The 20,307-nt window shown below is 58.2% G+C and carries 17 protein-coding genes and 1 pseudogene; 15 read left to right on the top strand and 3 right to left on the bottom strand.

Annotated elements, in window-relative coordinates:
- Nucleotides 1-15 precede the first annotated feature (15 nt).
- The 13 genes and pseudogenes from rpsB (at nucleotide 16) to lpxB (ending at nucleotide 13,150) form a co-directional block, all read left to right on the top strand.
- Nucleotides 16-786, top strand: coding sequence for a 30S ribosomal protein S2 (gene rpsB / locus IOD40_RS02500; RefSeq protein ID WP_198473924.1), 771 nt, complete (start codon nucleotides 16-18; stop codon nucleotides 784-786).
- A 108-nt stretch (nucleotides 787-894) separates the two neighbouring features.
- Nucleotides 895-1,806, top strand: coding sequence for a translation elongation factor Ts (tsf, locus tag IOD40_RS02495; RefSeq protein WP_198473922.1), 912 nt, complete (start codon nucleotides 895-897; stop codon nucleotides 1,804-1,806).
- Nucleotides 1,807-1,910: 104 nt separating this feature from the next.
- The gene (pyrH, locus tag IOD40_RS02490) at nucleotides 1,911-2,633 is read left to right on the top strand and encodes a UMP kinase (protein WP_198473920.1); all 723 of its coding nucleotides are present in this window, start codon (nucleotides 1,911-1,913) and stop codon (nucleotides 2,631-2,633) included.
- Between the two features lie 61 nt (nucleotides 2,634-2,694).
- Nucleotides 2,695-3,255 carry a ribosome recycling factor gene (gene frr / locus IOD40_RS02485; protein ID WP_198473918.1) on the top strand — a complete coding sequence of 187 codons (561 nt, stop codon included), beginning with the start codon at nucleotides 2,695-2,697 and terminating at the stop codon, nucleotides 3,253-3,255.
- A gap of 39 nt (nucleotides 3,256-3,294) precedes the next feature.
- A pseudogene (locus IOD40_RS02480) lies at nucleotides 3,295-4,023 on the top strand (isoprenyl transferase); the annotation flags it as partial.
- Nucleotides 4,020-4,856, top strand: coding sequence for a phosphatidate cytidylyltransferase (locus IOD40_RS02475; RefSeq protein WP_198473913.1), 837 nt, complete (start codon nucleotides 4,020-4,022; stop codon nucleotides 4,854-4,856). The pseudogene IOD40_RS02480 and the gene IOD40_RS02475, both read left to right, overlap by 4 nt.
- Nucleotides 4,857-4,953: 97 nt before the next feature.
- Nucleotides 4,954-6,093, top strand: coding sequence for an RIP metalloprotease RseP (gene rseP, locus IOD40_RS02470; protein ID WP_198473911.1), 1,140 nt, complete (start codon nucleotides 4,954-4,956; stop codon nucleotides 6,091-6,093).
- A 219-nt stretch (nucleotides 6,094-6,312) separates the two neighbouring features.
- A complete protein-coding gene (gene bamA, locus IOD40_RS02465; RefSeq protein WP_198473909.1) occupies nucleotides 6,313-8,697 on the top strand; it encodes an outer membrane protein assembly factor BamA in 2,385 nt (794 codons plus the stop codon).
- A 51-nt stretch (nucleotides 8,698-8,748) separates the two neighbouring features.
- Nucleotides 8,749-9,807 carry a UDP-3-O-(3-hydroxymyristoyl)glucosamine N-acyltransferase gene (lpxD, locus tag IOD40_RS02460; protein ID WP_198473907.1) on the top strand — a complete coding sequence of 353 codons (1,059 nt, stop codon included), beginning with the start codon at nucleotides 8,749-8,751 and terminating at the stop codon, nucleotides 9,805-9,807.
- Complete coding sequence (gene fabZ, locus IOD40_RS02455) at nucleotides 9,800-10,273, top strand: 3-hydroxyacyl-ACP dehydratase FabZ (RefSeq protein ID WP_198473905.1); 474 nt, start codon at nucleotides 9,800-9,802, stop codon at nucleotides 10,271-10,273. Before lpxD ends, fabZ begins: the two co-directional genes overlap by 8 nt.
- Before the next feature lie 10 nt (nucleotides 10,274-10,283).
- Nucleotides 10,284-11,117 carry an acyl-ACP--UDP-N-acetylglucosamine O-acyltransferase gene (gene lpxA, locus IOD40_RS02450; protein ID WP_198473903.1) on the top strand — a complete coding sequence of 278 codons (834 nt, stop codon included), beginning with the start codon at nucleotides 10,284-10,286 and terminating at the stop codon, nucleotides 11,115-11,117.
- Nucleotides 11,104-12,006 (top strand): LpxI family protein, encoded by a 903-nt coding sequence (locus IOD40_RS02445; RefSeq protein ID WP_198473901.1) that lies wholly within the window; start codon nucleotides 11,104-11,106, stop codon nucleotides 12,004-12,006. The genes lpxA and IOD40_RS02445 overlap by 14 nt, the downstream gene beginning before the upstream one ends.
- Nucleotides 11,990-13,150, top strand: coding sequence for a lipid-A-disaccharide synthase (lpxB, locus tag IOD40_RS02440; protein ID WP_198473899.1), 1,161 nt, complete (start codon nucleotides 11,990-11,992; stop codon nucleotides 13,148-13,150). Before IOD40_RS02445 ends, lpxB begins: the two co-directional genes overlap by 17 nt.
- Before the next feature lie 39 nt (nucleotides 13,151-13,189).
- Here lpxB and gltA read toward each other — a convergent pair whose 3' ends face one another.
- On the bottom strand, nucleotides 13,190-14,479 hold the full coding sequence (gene gltA / locus IOD40_RS02435; protein ID WP_198473897.1) for a citrate synthase: 1,290 nt from the start codon (nucleotides 14,477-14,479) through the stop codon (nucleotides 13,190-13,192).
- A gap of 163 nt (nucleotides 14,480-14,642) precedes the next feature.
- Entirely contained in the window at nucleotides 14,643-16,067 is a 1,425-nt protein-coding gene (gltX, locus tag IOD40_RS02430; protein ID WP_198473895.1) for a glutamate--tRNA ligase, read from the bottom strand.
- A 111-nt stretch (nucleotides 16,068-16,178) separates the two neighbouring features.
- On the opposite strand from gltX, the gene IOD40_RS02425 reads away from it, so the two are divergent.
- Nucleotides 16,179-18,560 carry a ComEC/Rec2 family competence protein gene (locus IOD40_RS02425; protein WP_198473893.1) on the top strand — a complete coding sequence of 794 codons (2,382 nt, stop codon included), beginning with the start codon at nucleotides 16,179-16,181 and terminating at the stop codon, nucleotides 18,558-18,560.
- On the opposite strand, the gene lexA is transcribed toward IOD40_RS02425, so the two are convergent.
- Nucleotides 18,554-19,264 (bottom strand): transcriptional repressor LexA, encoded by a 711-nt coding sequence (lexA, locus tag IOD40_RS02420; RefSeq protein ID WP_198473891.1) that lies wholly within the window; start codon nucleotides 19,262-19,264, stop codon nucleotides 18,554-18,556. The two genes, IOD40_RS02425 and lexA, sit on opposite strands and share 7 nt — an antisense overlap.
- Before the next feature lie 156 nt (nucleotides 19,265-19,420).
- Here lexA and IOD40_RS02415 point away from each other — a divergent pair, with 156 nt between their 5' ends.
- Nucleotides 19,421-20,281 (top strand): SMP-30/gluconolactonase/LRE family protein, encoded by an 861-nt coding sequence (locus IOD40_RS02415; RefSeq protein ID WP_210336765.1) that lies wholly within the window; start codon nucleotides 19,421-19,423, stop codon nucleotides 20,279-20,281.
- The last annotated feature ends 26 nt before the right edge of the window (nucleotides 20,282-20,307 follow it).

Below are 20,307 nucleotides of genomic sequence, written 5' to 3'. Positions count from 1 at the left end.
GGAAAGGAAAAGACAATGGCATTGCCTGATTTCAGCATGCGCCAGCTTCTTGAAGCTGGTGTTCACTTCGGCCACCAGACCCACCGCTGGAACCCGAAGATGGCCCCGTATATCTTCGGCGCCCGCAACAACATTCACATCATCGACCTTTCGCAGACCGTGCCGCTGCTGCACCAGGCTCTCAAGGTCGTTTCGGACACTGTCGCTCGCGGCGGTCGCGTCTTGTTCGTCGGCACCAAGCGTCAGGCATCGGACATCGTTGCCGAGTCAGCCGCACGCTCGGCCCAGTACTACGTCAACTCGCGTTGGCTCGGCGGCATGCTGACCAACTGGAAGACCATCTCCAACTCGATCCAGCGCCTGCGCAAGCTTGACGAGCTGCTGGCTGCGGATGCTCAGGGCTTCACCAAGAAGGAGCGCCTGAACCTCGAGCGTGAGCGCGAAAAGCTGAACAAGGCCCTCGGCGGTATCAAGGACATGGGCTCGACCCCGGACCTGATGTTCGTGATCGACACCAACAAGGAGTCGATCGCAATCCAGGAAGCCAAGCGTCTTGGCATCCCGGTCGTCGCCATCGTCGACTCCAACTGCGATCCGGATACGGTCGAGTACCCGATCCCGGGTAACGACGACGCCGCACGCGCAATTCAGCTGTACTGCGACCTGATCTCGCGCGCCGCTATTGACGGTATTGCGCGTCAGCAGGGTGCACTGGGCGTTGATCTCGGTGCAGCGGAAGAGGCTCCGATTGAGCCGACCCTCGAAGAGGGCGCCGAAAACGCGTAATCTTGTCGGTCGCATCTGGCGACGACAGATTTGAACTACGGGCTGGCGCACCTGGAATTCCATGGTGCGCCACGCTCTTTTGCAACTACCGGATTTGAAGAGGCGACAATGAGCATTTCTGCTGCACAGGTCAAACAACTGCGCGAGATGACCGGCGCGGGCATGATGGACTGCAAGGCCGCACTGGCCGAGACCAACGGTGACATCGAAGCCGCTGTCGACTGGCTGCGCGCCAAGGGTATCGCGAAGGCTGACAAGAAGGCGGGCCGTACCGCTGCAGAAGGTCTGATCGGCGTTGCATCCGACGATAACGGCGCAGTTGTCGTCGAAGTCAATTCGGAGACCGACTTCGTTGCTCGCAACGAGGCGTTCCAGGAGATGGTTCGCAAGATCGCTACCGTTGCCCTTCCTACCGACGGGTCGGTCGAAGCAGTGTCCGCCGTCGACTACGGCGATGGTAAGTCGGTTGCCGACACCGTGAAGGATGCGATTGGTACGATCGGCGAGAACATGAACCTTCGTCGTTCGGCAAAGCTGAACGGTGTTGTGGCGTCCTATATCCACAACTCGGTGGCAGACGGCCTCGGCAAGCTCGGCGTCCTGGTTGCCATCGAAACTGACGGCGATGCAGAAGCTGCACGCGCATTTGGTCGCCAGGTTGCAATGCACGTCGCTGCAACGAGCCCGCTTGCCCTGACGGCTGAAGAGGTCGATCCGGCAGCTGTTGCGCGTGAGAAGGAAATCTTCTCGACGCAGGCTCGTGAGTCCGGCAAGCCGGAGAATATCATCGAGAAGATGGTCGAAGGCCGTCTGCGCAAGTTCTACGAAGAAGTCGTGCTGCTGAAGCAGGGCTTCGTCATGAACCCGGACGTTACGGTCGAGCAGGCCATGAAGGATGCTGAGAAGGAAATCGGCGCCCCGGCCAAGATCACCGCATTCGTCCGCTTCGCGCTTGGTGAGGGCGTTGAGAAGGAAGAGGCGGACTTCGCCGCTGAAGTCGCTGCTGCGGTCAAGAGCTAACAGTTCTTCCGTTCCGTACACTGCTAACGTCAGGGCGCCGCGTGACATCGCGGCGCCCTTCGTGTATCTGCGCACCGCAACATCCAGTTAGTCACGAGGAGCCCATGCCTAACAAGCCAATTTATCGCCGCGTCTTGTTGAAGGCTTCTGGTGAAGCGTTGATGGGCGAGCAGGGGTTCGGCATCGATGTATCCGTTGCCGACCGCATCGCTGCAGACATTAAGGAAGCACGCTCCATGGGCGTCGAGGTCGGCGTCGTTATTGGCGGGGGCAACATCTTTCGAGGTGTTGCAGTTGCGTCCAAGGGCGGCGATCGCGTAACCGGCGACCACATGGGTATGCTGGCAACGATCATCAATTCGCTCGCTCTGCGAACCTCCCTCATCAAAGCTGGTGTCGATGCGGTCGTACTGTCCGCAATTGCCATGCCCGAACTTTGCGAGAGCTTCTCACAGCGCCAGGCGACGGCATACATGGACGCTGGCAAGGTCGTGATTTTCGCCGGCGGCACGGGCAACCCCTTCTTCACTACGGATTCTGCTGCGGCTTTGCGCGCTGCGGAAATTGGCGCGGATGCGCTCTTCAAGGGGACGCAGGTCGACGGTGTCTACTCTGCTGATCCGAAAAAGGATCCGAACGCGAAGCGCTTCGAGAAGATAACCCACGCAGAGGTCCTGCGTGAAGGGCTAGCCGTGATGGACACTGCCGCGATTGCGCTTGCGCGCGAGAACAACATTCCGATAATCGTCTACTCGATTCATGAAACGGGCGGGTTCGGTGCGATCCTGCGTGGCGAAGGCCGTTGCACGGTCGTTAGCGAGACGTAACGGACTCAACCCTGATTTTTCCCACAATCAGCGCCGATCTTACGGCAGCGGAGGATTACCGATGACCAACGGAGTCGATTTCACCGACATTCAGCGTCGCATGGACGGCGCAATCAACGCGTTCAAGCATGACCTTGCATCTCTGCGCACCGGCCGTGCGTCCGCAAATCTGCTGGATCCGATCCAGGTGCAGGCATACGGGTCCAACATGCCCATCACGCAGGTCGCGACCGTAACGGTGCCCGAGCCACGCATGATCTCGGTCTCTGTATGGGACAAGCAGATGGTTGGCGCCGTCGACCGGGCTATTCGCGAATCCAACCTTGGCTTCAACCCGATTGTTGATGGCACCACTCTGCGCATCCCTCTTCCGGAATTGAACGAGCAGCGCCGCAAGGAGCTCGCCAAGATCGCGCATCAATATGCCGAGAATGCGCGGGTCGCTGCTCGCCACGTCCGTCGCGACGGCATTGATTCTTCTAAAAAGGCCGAGAAAGACGGCGAGATCAGCCAAGATGACGCCCGTGTTCAGGCGGACCGCATCCAGAAGATTACTGATGACACGATTGCTTTGATCGATAAGCTGCTTTCCGAAAAGGAAGCAGAGATCATGCAGGTTTAATCGCGGCCACACGCCGGACCCGCTACTTCGGGGGGAAAGGAACGGGAATTGAAGCCCGAGCACATAGCAATCATTATGGACGGCAATGGCCGCTGGGCGAAAGCTCGTGGCCTGCCGCGCATCGCCGGGCATAGAGCCGGTGTTGAGGCGCTGCGTCAGACCGTCCGTGCTGCGGGTGACCTCGGCATCGAATGGCTGACCGTCTATGCTTTTTCCTCGGAAAACTGGTCTCGGCCGCAAAGCGAGATCAGCGATCTCCTTGGCCTCCTGAAGACGTTCATCCGTAGAGATCTCGCGGATTTGCATAAAGCTGGTGTCCGGGTCCGTATGATCGGGGCAAGGGACGGTCTTGCAAAAGATATTCGTCACCTGATCGAAGAGGCGGAGAGCCTGACTGCAAATAACAAGGCCCTTAATCTCCTCATCGCGTTCAACTACGGTAGTCGAGACGAGATCGTCAGGGCGACGCGCGCCATTGCAAATGCCGTCGCGTGCGGAGAGCTTCGACCGGAAGATGTGACGCAGGAGCTGATTGGCAAATACCTCGACACGAGTTTCGCGCCCGATCCTGATTTGATCATCAGAACCAGTGGCGAACTTCGGCTGTCTAATTTCCTGCTTTGGCAGGCTGCATACGCCGAGTTGGTGTTCATGCCGTGCTATTGGCCAGATTTTGGCAGGAATGAATTGCTACAGGCCATCGATAGTTACGCAGCGCGTGAGCGGCGGTTCGGCGGGGTCACGGTTGCGCGAGACGTAGCGCTATGACGGTTGCTGCCGGTCGGAGTAATCTTCAGCTTCGGGTGGTCTCCGGGGTCATCCTGGCCATAGCGGTGCTCGTCCTGACATGGGCAGGGGGCTTTTGGTACCGACTGCTCTGCGCCATCATCGGCGGTGCTATCTTCTATGAGTGGACCGGGATGCTGATGCCGAAGGAGAGAGCAACGCACCGCATTGTGCTGGCGGCTCTGTTCGCACCCATTCTCCTCCTTCTTCTCGCCGGTTGGCCGATGGTGATGATTTTGGCCGCTTCGGGGCTGATCTTCGTCATCAGCGCGGCGCTTTCTCTCTCCACCCGAAATGGCCTCTGGCCAGCGCTAGGCGTTCTTTATGCCGGTGTCAGTGCGATCGCGTTGGCCGCTCTTCGTGGCGACGATTCGGCCGGGCTTGCCGCAACGCTCTTTTTGTTCGCGGTGGTCTGGACCACGGATATCGCTGCATATTTTGTCGGCCGTGCCTTGGGTGGCCCGAAGCTGGCTCCATCAATTTCTCCTGGCAAGACTTGGAGTGGTGCTCTTGGTGGCGCAGCTGGCGCTATCATCCTTGGTCTTGCGGTGGCGATCCTGCTCGGAGCGACGGTTCACTGGTTGAGCTTGCTGGTCATGATTCTGGCCCTGTCGGCGGTATCTCAGGTAGGAGACCTTTTCGAATCGTCGATCAAACGCCGGTGCGGGGTGAAGGATTCCAGTCAACTGATCCCTGGGCACGGTGGCGTGATGGATCGGGTCGACGGGTTGGTCGTTGCTGCCATCGCGCTGTTCTTGCTGGGCGCAATAACGGTTTCCCCAGAGTTTCCCGCGCATTTCCTATTTGCGGGGTGAGGGCGTCTCCGTGTCGAACGATAGTAAGGTTCGGACACGGATTTGCCCGTATTGATCCTGTATCAGGACTAAGCATCAAGAGCGGGCAGGAGCCGACGTGAACGAATTCCTGGGCACTTTTTTCAGCCTCGACAACATCTTTTTCACGACGATCATACCGTTTTTGTTCGTTCTGACAGTTGTCGTGTTCGTCCATGAGATGGGGCACTACCTGGTAGGCCGGTGGTGCGGGATCGGTGTCCGCGAATTCTCTATCGGTTTTGGGCCTGAACTCATCGGCTTCAACGTTCGGAAGGGTACGCGCTGGAAGCTTTCCGCCATCCCCCTGGGCGGCTACGTGAAGTTCATGGGTGACATGAGCGTCACCAGCGATCCGTCGGCGCAGGAAACGCATGCGCTTACGCCGGAAGAGCGCCGGGGCGCGTTTCATCTACAGCCGGTCTGGAAGCGCGCAGCAACGGTGTTCGCGGGCCCCCTCGCCAATTTCATCCTGACAATCGCGGTTTTCGCGGTCATGTTCACCATATACGGACGCTACGTTTCCGAGCCGATGGTGGCGGAGGTTCGCCCAGACAGCGCTGCGGAAGAAGCAGGCTTTCAACCCGGCGACCGGTTCGTTTCAATTGACGGAACAAGGGTCACAACGTTTGGCGACGTGCAGCGCCTAGTTTCGGGCCGTGCCGGGGATTCGATCACATTCGTCATGCTGCGCGACGAGCAGGAGGTGACGCTGATGGCGACACCTCAACTGGTCGAGCAGGAAGATGCCCTCGGCAACACTATTCGAATTGGCGTGATCGGGGTCGTCAACAATCAGGAGCTCGGCCAGCCTCGGCACATCGAATTTGGCGTTGGCGAAGCCTTGGTAGAGGCGACTAAGGAAACCGGCCATATCATCGCGCGGACCGGTCAGTTCTTTCAGCGATTCGTTGCGGGCAGGGAGGATCGCTGCCAACTCGGGGGTCCAGTCAGAATCGCTGACATGGCAGGCAAGGCTGCGGCCCTCGGCTTCGAGTGGCTTGTCCAGCTTGTCGCAATGCTGTCGGTTGGCATCGGGATTCTCAACCTGCTGCCCATCCCTCCGCTCGATGGTGGCCATCTGGCCTTTTACGCCGCGGAGGCGACCATGAGGCGTCCGGTATCCGAGCGTGTCATGGAGATGTTCTATCGCGTGGGAATGCTCGTGGTTCTTGGCTTCATGCTGTTTGTCTTCTGGAACGATCTATTCGGTTGCTAAAAGATGAATGAATTTCGTAGCATCCGAGTGAAATTGACGCTGCGTTTACCATGGCACCGCTTATCCGTGACGCTAATGCCACGGGAGGCGATTAAGTAAATGGATCTTAACCAGAACCCTTGCGTGTAGGCGAAATCCGGGTAATACGGTACGACACTTGGCAGCCACGTCCGGTGTTCTCGCCGTGGGGACTACGAGAATAAAAGGTTTCAGAGCCCAATGAAGGCAGCTTCTAATTTGTTCGGCGCCGTATCGGCGATCGCTATTTCGGCCGGCGTTGTGGTTAGCGGTGCAGGTGTCCTGCAGTTCGCTACCGTGACCGTCGCTGAAGCCGCCGTGGTCAACCGTATTGACGTTCGCGGCAATCGTCGCGTTGATGCGGAAACGATCCGGAACAACATCGGTATCCGTCCGGGGCGTAATTTCAGCAATGCTGATGTCGATGAAGCCGTGAAGCGGCTGTTTGGCACGGGCCTGTTCTCCGACGTTCGGATCAATCAGGCGGGTGGCGCTCTCGTCGTCACCGTTGATGAATACTCCATCGTCAATCAGGTTCTCTTCCAGGGCAACAAGCGCCTCAAGGACGAAGATCTGAACCGTCAGGTCCAGCTTCAGGCGCGCGGTTCTTACTCGAGCGCTATGGCAGAGGCCGATGCCGAAACCATCCGCCAGGCATACGCACGCGTCGGACGTGAAGATGCAGTCGTCTCGTACCAGGTCGTCGATCTGGGTGAGAACCGCGTCAATGTCATCTTCAACGTCGAAGAGGGTGGTCGTACGAAAATCTCGACGATCGCGTTCGAGGGCAATTCGGCCTATTCCGACAGCCGTCTTCGTGATGTCATCTCGACAAAGCGTTCGGGCGTTATGTCGTGGCTGACCCGTAATGACATTTACGATGCTGATCGTCTTCGTGCTGACGAAGAGGCGCTGCGTCGCTTTTATTACAACCGTGGCTATGCCGATTTCCGCGTGATTTCTTCGTCAGCTCAACACAATGAAGAGACCAATGCCTACGAAATTACTTTCGCTATCGATGAGGGTCAGCGCTATCGCTTTGGCTCCGTCGAGGTCGAAAGCACAGTCGAGGGTCTGACGGCTGAGGTTCTGCGCTCGGAACTCAAGACGGCTGAAGGCAAATACTACAGCGCGAAGGCAGTTGAGGATACGCTGCTTGGTCTATCGGAGCGCGCAGCTGATCTCGGTTATGCTTTCGCTCAGGTTACGCCGCGCGGTGATCGCGACTTCGAAAACAGCACAATCTCGGTCGTGTATACGATCGATCAGGGCCCGCGCGCCTATATCGAGCGTATTGAAATCCGTGGCAACAGCCGTACGCGTGACTATGTCATCCGTCGTGAGTTTGATGTCAGCGAGGGCGATGCGTTCAACCAGGTTCTGATCCAGCGCGCAAAGCGCCGTCTGGAAGCTCTGGACTTCTTCACTACCGTCAATATCGCGACTGCGCCTGGCTCGGAGCCGGATCAGGTGGTGCTGGTCGTTGACGTGATTGAGAAGTCGACCGGTGAACTGTCGGTCGGTGGCGGCTATGCCACCGGTGGTGGCCCTTCGGGTGGCTTCTCGGTTGAAGGCTCGATTGCAGAGCGTAACTTCCTCGGTCGTGGACAGGCAATCCGTCTTTCCGGCGGTGGCGGCAAGAATTCGCGCGACTACCAGTTCTCGTTCACAGAGCCGTACTTCCTCGGTCGCCGTATCAGCGCCGGTTTCGACATCTACCGCAACACGCGTGAGTACGATGAGTACCACAGCGAGTTGACCGGCGGTACGATCCGCTTCGGCTTGCCGATTTCGCAGGGTCTGTCGACGCAGATCGCGTACAACTACACGCAGGAAAAGTACAAGTACGACGAGAGTTGCGTAGAGGCGGGTTACGGTGGTCCGCTTACCTGTAACAATCCTGCTGTCCTTTCGCGTCACATCGTTGATGCGATTGATGAGGGCACGTGGACCAAGTCGTCGGTCAGCGGCTCTCTGATCTACAACACGATCGACAACATTCAGAATCCACGTAGCGGTCTCTACGCGAACTTCACGACCGAAGTGGCAGGTCTTGGTGGCGACGCCAAGTGGGCCAAGTTCACAGCGCGCGGTAGCTACTACAAGCCGTTGGTTGATGAGCTCGATCTCGTCGGCTTGGTGTCGTTGGGTGCCGGTCACATCCAGAGCTATGGCTCTGGTGAACTGCGTGTCTTTGACCACTTCCAGGGTAGCGATCGGATGATCCGTGGCTTCCGCCACAATGGTATTGGTCCGTACGATCCGGAAGTTCAGCGCGGTCGCGATAGTTACCACCTCGGTGGCATGACGTATTTCAATGCTTCGGCTGAAGTGCAGTTCCCACTACCGCTTCTGTCTGAAAGCCTTGGGTTCCGCGGTGCCGCGTTCGTCGATGCAGCCACGCTCTACGGCAATGACATCGCCGGTGCTGCCGGCACGGACATGGAATGGCGCGCTTCGGCTGGTGCGAGCATCATCTGGGCTTCGCCGTTCGGTCCGCTGCGTGTCGACTACGCTGTTCCTTTCAAGAAGGAAGAGAGCGACCGGGTGCAGGAGTTCAGCTTCGGCATGTCGACGCGGTTCTAGTCACGGCATTAACGGTTCCGGGCCGCTCGCGGCCCGGACAAGAAGGCTCGTATGACGGACCCGGTTTTCTTTGAGGCGTCGCGCAGTTTTACCGCAGCTGATATTGCGGCGCTGACGGGAGCGGAGCTTCGCACTCCTGAACATGCATCTATGACGGTGTCAGCGCTTGCATCTGCCGAGAACGGCGGTGCGGGCTCGCTGTCGTTCGTTGAAGGACGGCGTAACGCTGCCTTGGCCAAGGGGATCACTGGCGGCGTACTTTTGTGCACTGATGACGTTGTCGCATCCGTGCCAGAGGGTATTGCGGTACTCGTATCGCGTCGTCCCCAGCAGGACTTTGCCAGCATCGGCAGAATGCTGTTTCCGGCTGCCGCTCGTCCGGCCTCCGTAACCGGCGAAACTGGTGTTTCAACTTCCGCATTTATCCATCCTACTGCCACGATTGAAGATGGCGCGATTGTCGAGCCAGGCGCGGTCATCGGCGCAGATGCGGCAATCGGTGAAGGGTCGATTATTGGCCCTTCGGCAGTGATCGGAGCAAGGTCGAAGATTGGGCGCGAGTGCTTCATCGGTGCCGGAGCAAGTGTCCAGCATGCGATGATTGGAAATCGTGTGATCCTTCACGCAGGCGTACGGGTAGGGCAGGACGGTTTCGGCTTCGTCGGTGGCCGGGAGGGCCCGGAGAAGATGCCGCAAGTCGGCCGTGTCATCATTCAGGATGATGTGGAAATCGGTGCGAATTCGACAATCGACCGCGGAGCTTTGAGCGATACGATCATCGGCGAGAAGAGCAAGATCGACAATCTCGTCCAGATTGCCCACAACGTCCGTATCGGCCGCTCCTGCCTGATTGCAGGTCAGTGCGGTATCTCCGGGTCAGTCACCCTCGGGGACGGCGTGATGATGGGCGGTAGCGTCGGTATCGCCGATCACATCAAGGTTGGTTCGGGTGCAGCAATCGCTGCCCGTTCGGGGGTGATGAACGATATCCCCGCGGGCGAGCGTTGGGCAGGTGCTCCGGCACGTCCGATCAAGGATTTCTTCCGAGAGGTCGCCGCCATCCGCAAACTTATTACTCCAAGAAACGAGAAGGGACAGGGCGATGGCTGAGGAAACTCAGAACAACACGCTTGAAAGCCTCGATATTCTAAAGATTATGCGGTTGCTGCCGCATCGCTATCCATTTTTGCTCATCGACCGGGTGATTGAGATCGACGGTGATAACTCCGCGATCGGCATCAAGAACGTCACGATCAACGAACCACATTTCCAGGGCCATTTCCCGGAACAGCCGGTGATGCCGGGCGTATTGATCATCGAAGCAATGGCACAGACTGCTGGCGCGATCTGCATTCGCAGCACGGGCGAAGACAAGCCGTCGCTGGTCTACTTCATGACGGTTGACGGCGCGAAATTCCGCAAACCGGTCGTTCCGGGTGATCGCCTGGAAATTCACGTTAAGAAGCTCAAGCAGCGCGGCAATATCTGGCGCTTTGCCTGCGAGGGCATCGTAGATGGCAACAAGGTTGCTGAGGCCGAGATTTCTGCGATGATGTCGCCAAAGCCGGCGAACTAACGGAGCACCTATGAATTCGGAAACATTTGTTCATCCGAGTGCGCTCGTTGAGGCGGGCGCACAGCTCGGTGCTGGCGTTTATGTGGGCCCCTTCTGCCACGTCGGGCCCGACGTGGTACTTGGTGATCACGTACATTTGAGCAATCACGTATCGGTGCAGGGCGTCACTACCATCGGCAGCGGTACGCGAATTCAGGCGTTTGCCACGCTCGGCGGCTTGCCTCAGGACACCAAACATAAGGGCGGTCCTACTACGCTCACCGTCGGCGCCAACTGTGACATCCGCGAATCCGTGACGATCCACAAGGGATCAGATGCAGGAACCGGTGCCACGGTGGTCGGGGACAATTGTTTTCTGCTAGCCTACTCGCACATCGCTCATGACTGCATCGTTGGAAACAATGTCACGCTTACAAACGGAGCAACGCTCGGCGGGCATTGTGAAGTTGGCGAATATGTAATCATTGGCGGCCTCACTGCGGTCCACCAATTTGTGCGTATCGGGCGTCGGGCTTTTCTTGGCGGCTGCTCAGCAGTTGTAGGCGACGTCATTCCCTACGCGATGGCGGTTGGTAACCGCGCAACGCTGCACGGATACAACGTGGTCGGGTTGAAGCGTGCCGGGTTGAGCCGCTCGCAGTTGCAGGCCATGCGCGCGGCGTACCGGATGCTCTTCTCAAGCGAGGGAACGGTTGCAGAGAATGCCGAAGCGGTTCGGCAGGCCTACTCGGATATTCCGCAGGTGGTCGAAATCCTCGACTTCATGACCAGTCGCGGCAAGCGGCATTTCGTGGTACCCGCATTGGATGACCGCGACAATGCCAGTGACAATGACGCCGACTGAAAAGACATCTGCGCCTATCAATTTTAGGGACGGTCGCGTCGCCATCATTGCAGGTGGCGGCGCTTTGCCTATCGCCGTTGCGCGTACGCTTTACACACAAGGTTGTAATCCGTTTGTAGCGGTGCTTGATGGCGAAGCTGACCCAGTAGATTTTGCCGGTATCTCCCAGATATCTGTGCGGCTTGAGGAATTTGGGCCGTTGCTCGATCGTTTCAGCCGCGAACAAGTTTCCCATGTGATCTTGGCGGGCAGCGTCGGCAGACGGCCACGTCTGCTTGGCATGAAATGGAACTGGACGTTGATGCGTCTGGTAACACGTGTTGCGGCGGGCCTCATGCGCGGAGATGATGGGCTCCTACGGACCGTGATCTCGGCTATCGAACGCCAGGGAATTAAGGTCGTTGGCGCACACGAGATTGTGCCGGATCTGCTGGCACCAAAAGGACTTCTGACTAAGGCCGCGCCAACGAAAACTGATCTCGTCGATATCACGGCCGGCTCAGAAGCGGCTGAGCTGATAGGTAAGCTTGATATCGGTCAGGGCGCTGTTGCCATTGGACAGCGTGTCATCGCCCTTGAAGGAATCGAGGGGACCGAAGGTCTGCTCGAGAGGACTGGGGACATGCGGACACACGGTCGTTTGGCCGGAACCAAGCGAGGCGTTCTCGTCAAACGGTTCAAGCCGCAGCAGGAACGTCGAGCGGACATCCCCGCAATTGGACCGGATACGATGGACCAGGCGTATCAGGCGGGCCTTGCTGGGGTCGCGGTAGAAGCCGGTGGGTGCTTCATTCTTGATTTCGAACGAACCGTTATGCGCGCGGACGAGCTTGGGCTGTTTCTGATCGGCATCGTGCCCGAGACACAGGGTGATGCTGATGCCCGCTAGACCTTTGCGGATTGCCATAGTTGCAGGTGAAGAGTCCGGCGACTTGCTGGGTGCAGACCTGGTCGAGTCACTGACGCGGATTTCTGGGCGATCCGTTGAGCTGGTGGGGGTTGGCGGACGTCATCTGGCTAATGCCGGCCTTAATTCGTTGTTTGACAGCTCCGAAATCGCCCTTATGGGCATCACGGCAGTCCTGAAAGATCTACCGCGTCTAATCCGGCGGATTGGTAAAACGTCGTCATCTATAGCCAAGGCAAAACCTGACTGCCTGGTTACCATTGATAGCCCCGATTTTGCGTTACGAGTCGCGAAGAAGGTCAGAGCAGCAGATCCGTCGATCCCGATTATTCACTACGTGTGCCCGAGCGTGTGGGCTTGGCGGTCGGGCAGGGCACCGGCAATGCGCCCCTTTGTCGATGAAATCTTGTGTGTGCTGCCATTCGAGCCACGCGCACTTGAAAAGCTCTCGGGCCCTCCGGGTACCTATGTGGGCCATCGCCTGACCGCGAATCCCGGGGTCAAAGCGGCAGCGGATCTTCAGGCGCGACGGGCGCGCTCAGGCAGAAAACAACTTCTTATCCTGCCGGGTTCAAGAAGAAGCGAAGTCAGCCGTCTGCTAGAGCCCTTCCGCGAGACCGTCGATATTTTGCGTCAGCGGGGTGCTGACTTTGACATCGTCGTTCCAACTGTGCCGCACGTTGCAGGCGCGGTAAAGGCGGCATGCTCAGACTGGACGGTACAACCAGCGATCGTCGAGACCACCGAGGAAAAGTGGCGGGCATTCGGAAAGTCTGATGCGGCGCTTGCCGCTTCGGGTACCGTTCTGCTCGAACTGGCTCTATCGGGCGTGCCGATGATCTCGTGTTACAGGCCGGATTGGATCGCGTCGCAACTCACACGCTTCGTTACAACGTGGTCTGCAGCCTTGCCGAACCTGATCGCGGATTGGCCGGTCGTTCCGGAATTTTACAACGAGTTCGTACGCCCGGAATTTCTGGCCCGCCTCGTCGAGCAGCTATGGTCCGATACTCCAAGCCGCGCAGCGCAGCTTGACGGTCTGGCACAGATTGCCAGAAACATGGCGATGCTGAAGCCGCCAGGCGACCTTGCTGCGGAAACGGTGCTGCGCAGGATTGCGAATTAAAAAAGGGCGCTCGAGGCGCCCTTTTTGATGTGAGTGCGATCAGCGCTTTGCTATCGGCACGTAGTCACGAGAAGCATGGCCGGTGTACAGCTGGCGCGGGCGGCCGATACGCTGGCTAGGATCTTCGATCATTTCCTTCCACTGCGCAACCCAGCCGACGGTACGAGCAACGGCGAAGAGCACGGTGAACATGGTGGTCGGGAAACCGAGCGCCTTCAACGTGATACCCGAATAGAAGTCGATGTTCGGATAAAGCTTCTTCTCGATGAAGTACTCATCGGTCAGAGCGATCTTCTCGAGCTCCATGGCGACGTCCAGCAGCGGATCGTCTTTGATGCCCAGCTCGCCGAGAACCTCATGCGTCGTCTTCTGCATGATCTTCGCGCGCGGGTCATAGTTCTTGTAGACGCGGTGTCCAAAGCCCATCAGGCGGAACGGATCGTTCTTGTCCTTGGCCTTGGCGATGTATTCCGGGATACGGTCGACCGAGCCTATCTCGGCAAGCATGTTCAGAGCGGCTTCGTTAGCGCCACCGTGAGCAGGGCCCCAGAGGCAGGCAATGCCAGCGGCAATGCACGCGAACGGGTTCGCACCCGAAGAACCGGCCAGGCGAACCGTCGACGTCGACGCGTTCTGCTCGTGGTCGGCATGAAGGATGAAGATCCGCTCCATCGCGCGAGCGAGAACCGGGTTCACCTTGTAGTCTTCGCACGGCACAGCGAAGCACATGTGGAGGAAATTCGCTGCGAAAGACAGCTCGTTCTTCGGATATATAAACGGCTGGCCGATGTGGTACTTATAGGCCATTGCCGCAATCGTAGGCATCTTGGCGATCAGGCGGATCGATGCAACCATACGATGGTGCGGATCGGAGATGTCGGTGGAGTCATGATAGAATGCCGACAGCGCACCGACGACACCGCACATGACGGCCATCGGGTGTGCATCGCGGCGGAAGCCGGTGAAGAAGCGTGATAGCTGCTCGTGCACCATTGTATGGCGCGTCACGCGATCGTCGAAATCTTCCTTCTGCGCCTTGGTCGGCAGTTCGCCGTAAAGAAGCAGGTAGCAGGTCTCGAGGAAGTCGCCATTTTCAGCGAGTTGTTCGATCGGATAACCGCGGTGCAGCAGAACGCCTTCGTCACCATCAATGTAGGTGATCTTAGACTCACAGCTCGCAGTGGACGTGAAACCAGGATCGTAGGTGAACGCCCCCGTATCCTTGTAGAGCGAGCTGATGTCGATGACTTCCGGCCCTACAGTCCCTTGTCGAACCTTGAATTCATTGGCTTTTCCCTTGAAATCAAGCGTTGCAGCTGTGCTGCTCATGACAATCACCTCTTAGTAAGTTTCCCCGCCACCGATCAGCATCGCGCCCTGCGGCAACCCCCGATCGCGCAAACTAGCTATCCGATTTGGTTTACCCTGCCAAGCTAAACCGCCCGGCAAATGTTGCAATGCAAAATATAAGCGGCTGCTCAAAAAGTTACCATTATCCTGCTGCTTGATCGCGCAAACGACCAAGGCTCTCATCCTTTCCGAGGACAGCCAGAACGTCGAAGACCCCAGGCGATGTCGATCTTCCGGTCAAGGCTGCGCGGAGCGGTTGAGCGATCTTGCCCAGCTTCAGGCCAGAAGATTCGGCATGTTCACGAACCGCGGCTTCGGTGGTCGCTGCACTCCACTCTTCAAGCGACTCGAAACGTGGCAGGAGTGCGCCGATGACGGCACGGGCGTCAGCGTCGAGAATCTGACTCGCCTTCTCATCAAGCGCAAGCGGCCGTGCGACGAACAGGTACTGTGCCGAATCCGCTAGCTCAACGAGGGTCTTTGCTCGTTCCTTGAGCCCGGGTAGGGCAGCAAGCAGCTTCGCCTTCTGCTCGGAGGTCAGGTCCAACGGGATGGCACCGCGGGATTCAATGTAGGGCAGCGTTGCCAGGAACTGATCCAAGAGGGCCTCATCGCGTGAGTTGCGCATGTGGATGCCGTTGAGGGCTTCCAGTTTCGCGAAATCGAAGCGCGCTGCTCCTTTGTTTACATCAACGATGTCGAACCAGTTGATCATGTCTTCGGTCGACATTACCTCATCGTCGCCGTGGCTCCAGCCAAGACGCACGAGATAATTCCGCAGTGCTTCCGGCAAATAGCCCATCGCTCGATATGCCTCGACACCGAGCGCGCCGTGGCGCTTGGAGAGCTTCGCTCCATCTGCACCATGGATCAACGGAATGTGCGCCATCACCGGCACGTCCCATCCCATCGCCTCGTAAATGATGGTCTGGCGTGCAGCGTTGGTAAGATGGTCGTCGCCACGAATGATATGGGTGACGCCCATATCATGATCGTCCACCACCACGGCATGCATGTAGGTCGGGTTGCCGTCCGAACGTAGGATGATGAAATCATCCAGATCCTTGTTGGGAAAGCGGACGTCGCCCTGCACCTTGTCGCGCACCAGAGTCTCGCCATCCTGTGGCGCCTTGATCCGGATTGCCGGCTTTACGCCCGCAGGTGCCTCTGACGGATCACGGTCGCGCCAGCGGCTATCGTAGCGTGGGGGACGACCCTCGGCGCGAGCCTTTTCGCGCATTTCCTCCAGTTCCTGCGGCGTCGCGTAGCAATAATAAGCTTTGCCAGCACAAACGAGTTCGTTCGCCACCTCGCGATGTCGTTCCGCGCGTGCGAATTGAGAGACCGGCTCCCCGTCCCATTCGAGACCGATCCACTTCAAGCCCTCAAGAATCGCGCTTGTGGCAGCTTCGGTCGATCGTTCACGGTCAGTGTCCTCAATTCGCAGCAGCATGACGCCGCCGGTGTGCTTGGCGTATAGCCAGTTGAAGAGCGCGGTGCGGGCACCACCGATATGCAGAAAGCCGGTGGGCGAAGGCGCGAAACGAGTGACTACCTTGTCGGACACTTGATCCATCCATGAAACGCGGGGCACTTGTAGTGCCGATGGCAATTATCTGGCGCTCATGTAGCATAGCGCCCTCATCGTGCAAGCGCTTACCAGATCGGGGGCCGCGGCATGGGCGGGGAGGAGACATCATACTCTGACGAGCGCCGTCAGTTTCACGGCGATCGAGACTTGCTGGCCGCAGTGTCAGGTATTTCAGGGCAACCCAGCCAAAATCGTCGTCTGCCGAGCATCCCGATATACGGGCTGTTCTTGGATCGGGACCGCGTCAAAGCTCGCATTGGGCGGACCTTCGACGCCGAGCGTGATCAGGGAACGCAATTCCTCTTCTTGCCTGTCTTGCTGGGTATCGGAGCGCTTGTCTATTTCGCCTGGCCCTATGAGCCGTCGCTGCTGGGCGTCCTCGTCGTCGCGTCCTTGTTCGGTGTCGCAGCATGGCGATTGCGAAGGCACCCACTACTGAAAATGCTTGCGGCAGCCCTTCTTGTAGTCTCCCTTGGAGCGCTGCTTGGCAAAGTTGAGACGGGCCTCAAAAGAACAAAGATTATTGGATCCGAAATCACGACCCGGCTGACGGGACGAGTCGATCGGGTTGAGCATCAAGCCTCGGGACGTGTGCGCCTGACGCTCGAAGTCTTGGCGACCGAGCGTCCCGTTTTGCGCTATTCGCCCGATCGGGTGAGGGTTACGGCACGGGCTCTGCCGGAGGGAGTTGGGCCAGGAGATGTCGTCCAAGGCGTTGTACGGCTTATCCCTCCTTCTGGACCGGTCCGACCGAATAGCTATGATTTCGCGTTCCAGAGCTATTTCACGGGAATAGGAGCGATTGGTTTTTTTCTAGGAAATCCGGTCTTGGCGGAGCGGAGCTGGCCTTCGCTTAGCGTTGACGCCCAAGCGCGTGCGAAAATCGAACTGTTACGCCAGAAAATGGCCGAGCGGATAATTTCTGTGGTCGGAGGGCCGGAAGGGGCAATCGCAGCCGCTCTAATTACCGGAATTCGGGCTGGTATCCCGGAAGAGATTAACGACGCTCTGCGTGTCGTGGGGCTTTACCATGTCATTTCGATCTCCGGCCTCCACATGGCGCTGGTAGGCGGGACGTTGATGGTCACTCTACGTTGCCTCTTCGCGCTCTGGCCGGCATTCGCAACACGATGGCCGGTCAAGAAGTTTGCAGCAGTGCTCGCACTGGCAGCGTCCGCATTTTATTTATTGATTTCAGGTGCTGACGTTGCTGCACAACGAAGTTTTCTGATGCTGGCAGTGATGCTTCTGGCGGTTGTCTTCGATCGCGCAGCGCTGACAATGCGAAACTTGGCGATTTCCGCGATCATCATACTTGTAATCTCCCCGCATGAAGTCGCTGGCCCTTCTTTTCAGATGTCTTTCGCCGCGACTGCCGCGCTTGTTGCTGCTTATGCGGCGTGGAGCAGACGACGGAAATCACGACGGAGCCACGGAACGGGTGTGAAAGGCCGAACTGCAGTTGGGAGGGGTGTGCGCAATTTGATCTCCGCCGCTGCCGCACTCGCCATGACGTCGGTTATCGCAGGCAGTGCGACGGCGATCTTCAGCGCTTGGCATTTTCAACATGTCTCGCCGCTCGGATTGCTGGCTAATCTGGCTGCGATGCCAATTGTCTCCGTTGTTGTAATGCCAATGGCCGTCCTGGCCTCCGTTCTGATGCCCCTCGGCTGGGACGGACTGCCCCTATACGCCATGGGGGAGGGGATCGCCGCGATGAACGCGATTGCTACGCAACTTGCCCAACATAGCTTCCTTGATTCGACAGGTGCGATCTCCACCTTTGCGGTGCTCCTTTTGGCATCCGGACTGGCGCTGCTGACGATGGCGCAAACATCGTTGCGATATGCGGCAACGATACCGATGATTACCGGTGTGATAGTCCTCCTGGCATCGAATCCAATTCCGGATGTTCTGGTCTCGGAGGATGCGCGGTTGGTGGGCGTGAAAACGTCGGATGGTGCAGTCGCCGTAAACAATCCCCGGCCACGCGGCTTCACCATCGAAAACTGGCAAAGAGCGTTGAAGGCAACGAACGTCCTCAAGCCGACTCATGAGAAGGCGGCCGCTATGAAGGGTGAGTTTCAGTGCGACGAGCTATATTGCTCGGCCAAGCATTGGACGGGTGCCATCATTACCTACACGGCATCCGATGACATCGCTCGTGCCGCATGCGGCGAAAGCACGGTCCTGATCATCGCCGATGCCACCATCCTAAATCCGTGCGTGGACGGCCTAACCCTTGTCCTGACGAGCCGCGACCTTGCCCTGAACGGCGCGGCCGAAATCAGGCTGCCTCGGGAACCAAATGCACCCGCAAAATTGCGGCAAGCAATCAACTTGCCGCTCCGCCCCTGGCACGATCATCGGCGGTATTCCAGGGCAGCGCGCGGATTGGCTGAATATAAAGGCGAACCTTCGAGAAGCCGCCCGTTGCCGTCAACCGCGCCCAAAGACGCCGATCAGTAGCGACGAATTAGCCCGACGAGCCGACCCTGAACCTTGACCCGGTCGGGCCCGAAAATTCGTGTTTCATATGCCGGATTTGCCGCCTCGAGCGCGATTGAATCGCCCTTGCGGCGAAACCGCTTCAGCGTTGCTTCCTCATCGTCGACCAGCGCCACCACGATGTCTCCCGGAGTAGCAGTGGAGCCGTCACGGATAATCACGGTGTCGCCATCGAAGATACCGGCTTCAATCATCGAGTCGCCCTTGACCTCAAGCGCGTAGTGTTCGCCACCGCGCAGCATCTCCGGCGGAACACTGATTGTGTGCGTCTGGTTCTGTATCGCGCTGATCGGCACACCAGCTGCGATGCGTCCCATTACAGGCACTGAAATGGCCGCCGCCGCGTCGTTGCCAGCGGTGTGTAGTCTTGACGGCTCGGGGGTACGCCCCAGACTGCCTTGGATCACGCTCGGAGAAAATTTCTTTGCGGAGTTCAGGCCGGGAGCAATCGAGTCGGGCAGGCGTAGAACTTCAAGCGCTCTAGCACGATTAGGCAGACGCCGAATGAAGCCTCGCTCTTCAAGGGCGGTGATCAGGCGATGAATTCCGGACTTGGAAGCCAGATCCAGAGCGTCCTTCATCTCGTCGAATGAGGGCGGGATGCCTGATTCCTTCAACCGCTCGTGGATAAAGAGCAGCAGTTCGTGTTGCTTGCGTGTAAGCATCGGGCGCCCCTTCAGAATCAGACAAACAAACCCAGAACAAACACTATCTGTTCCAGTTGTGTTCCGCAATCGCCAATATCCGGGTGGGGAGGCTGCACAGCGCGCCAGCTTGTGGCACAAGATCAATCTTCTCTAATTTGATTTGGGAGGATCATTTTGCAGCCATCAGTTTTCGACGACCGATCGTGTTTCCTCGGCGAGGGACCGCTTTGGCATCCGCTGCGCGAGCAGCTGTTTTGGGTCGATATCATTGGCCGCAGGCTATTGACACGTAAAGGCGATGAAGCCGCAGAGTGGTCATTCGATGTTCCGGTGTCGGCTCTAGGATGGGTGGACAAGGATTGCATTCTGGTCGCAGGGGCCAACGGCCTCATTCGCTTCGACCTGGTAAAAGGCGAGGGGGAGATGATTTGCCCGCTACCGCCAAGTGAGCCGGCACTTCGGACCAATGACGGGCGAGCGGATCCCAAAGGCGGCTTCTGGTTCGGCACGATGGGAATGCAGGCGGAACCTGGCGCGGGAACGATCTACCGTTACTACAAGGGGGAACTGCGGGCGCTTCGCCCTAATATCCAAATTCCGAACGCCACCTGTTTTTCGCCGGAAGGGGATTATGCTTTCTTCACCGACACACGCCAGCGCATAATCTGGAAGCAGCGGCTCGACGCCGAGGGCTGGCCAATTGGTGATCGTTCCGACTTCCTGGACCTCCGTGAGGCACAAATCAGTCCCGACGGGGCGATTTTTGACAGCGAGGGGTACATGTGGGTCGCCTGCTGGGGCAAGGCTTGTGTGATCCGGTTTGATCGAGATGGCCAGGAGGATTTGCGGATCGAGCTGCCAACAAGCCAGGCGACATGTCCAGCTTTCGGCGGGCCGGATCTGACTACGCTGTTCATCACGACGGCAAGGCAAGGCCTGAACGATACCGCGCTTTCCGAGCAGCCGCTGGCCGGCATGACCTTCTCTGTCCCGACGAGCTTCCGGGGGATCGCAGATCCACGAGTATTGCTCTAGCCTATAAAACTCGGCTTTGGTGCAAG

Origin of the sequence: Aquamicrobium zhengzhouense (assembly GCF_016124105.1) — a bacterium.
Lineage (GTDB): Bacteria > Pseudomonadota > Alphaproteobacteria > Rhizobiales > Rhizobiaceae > Aerobium > Aerobium zhengzhouense.
The sequence above is the reverse complement of the archived record's forward strand: the minus strand, read 5'-3'. Positions and strand labels throughout refer to the sequence as shown.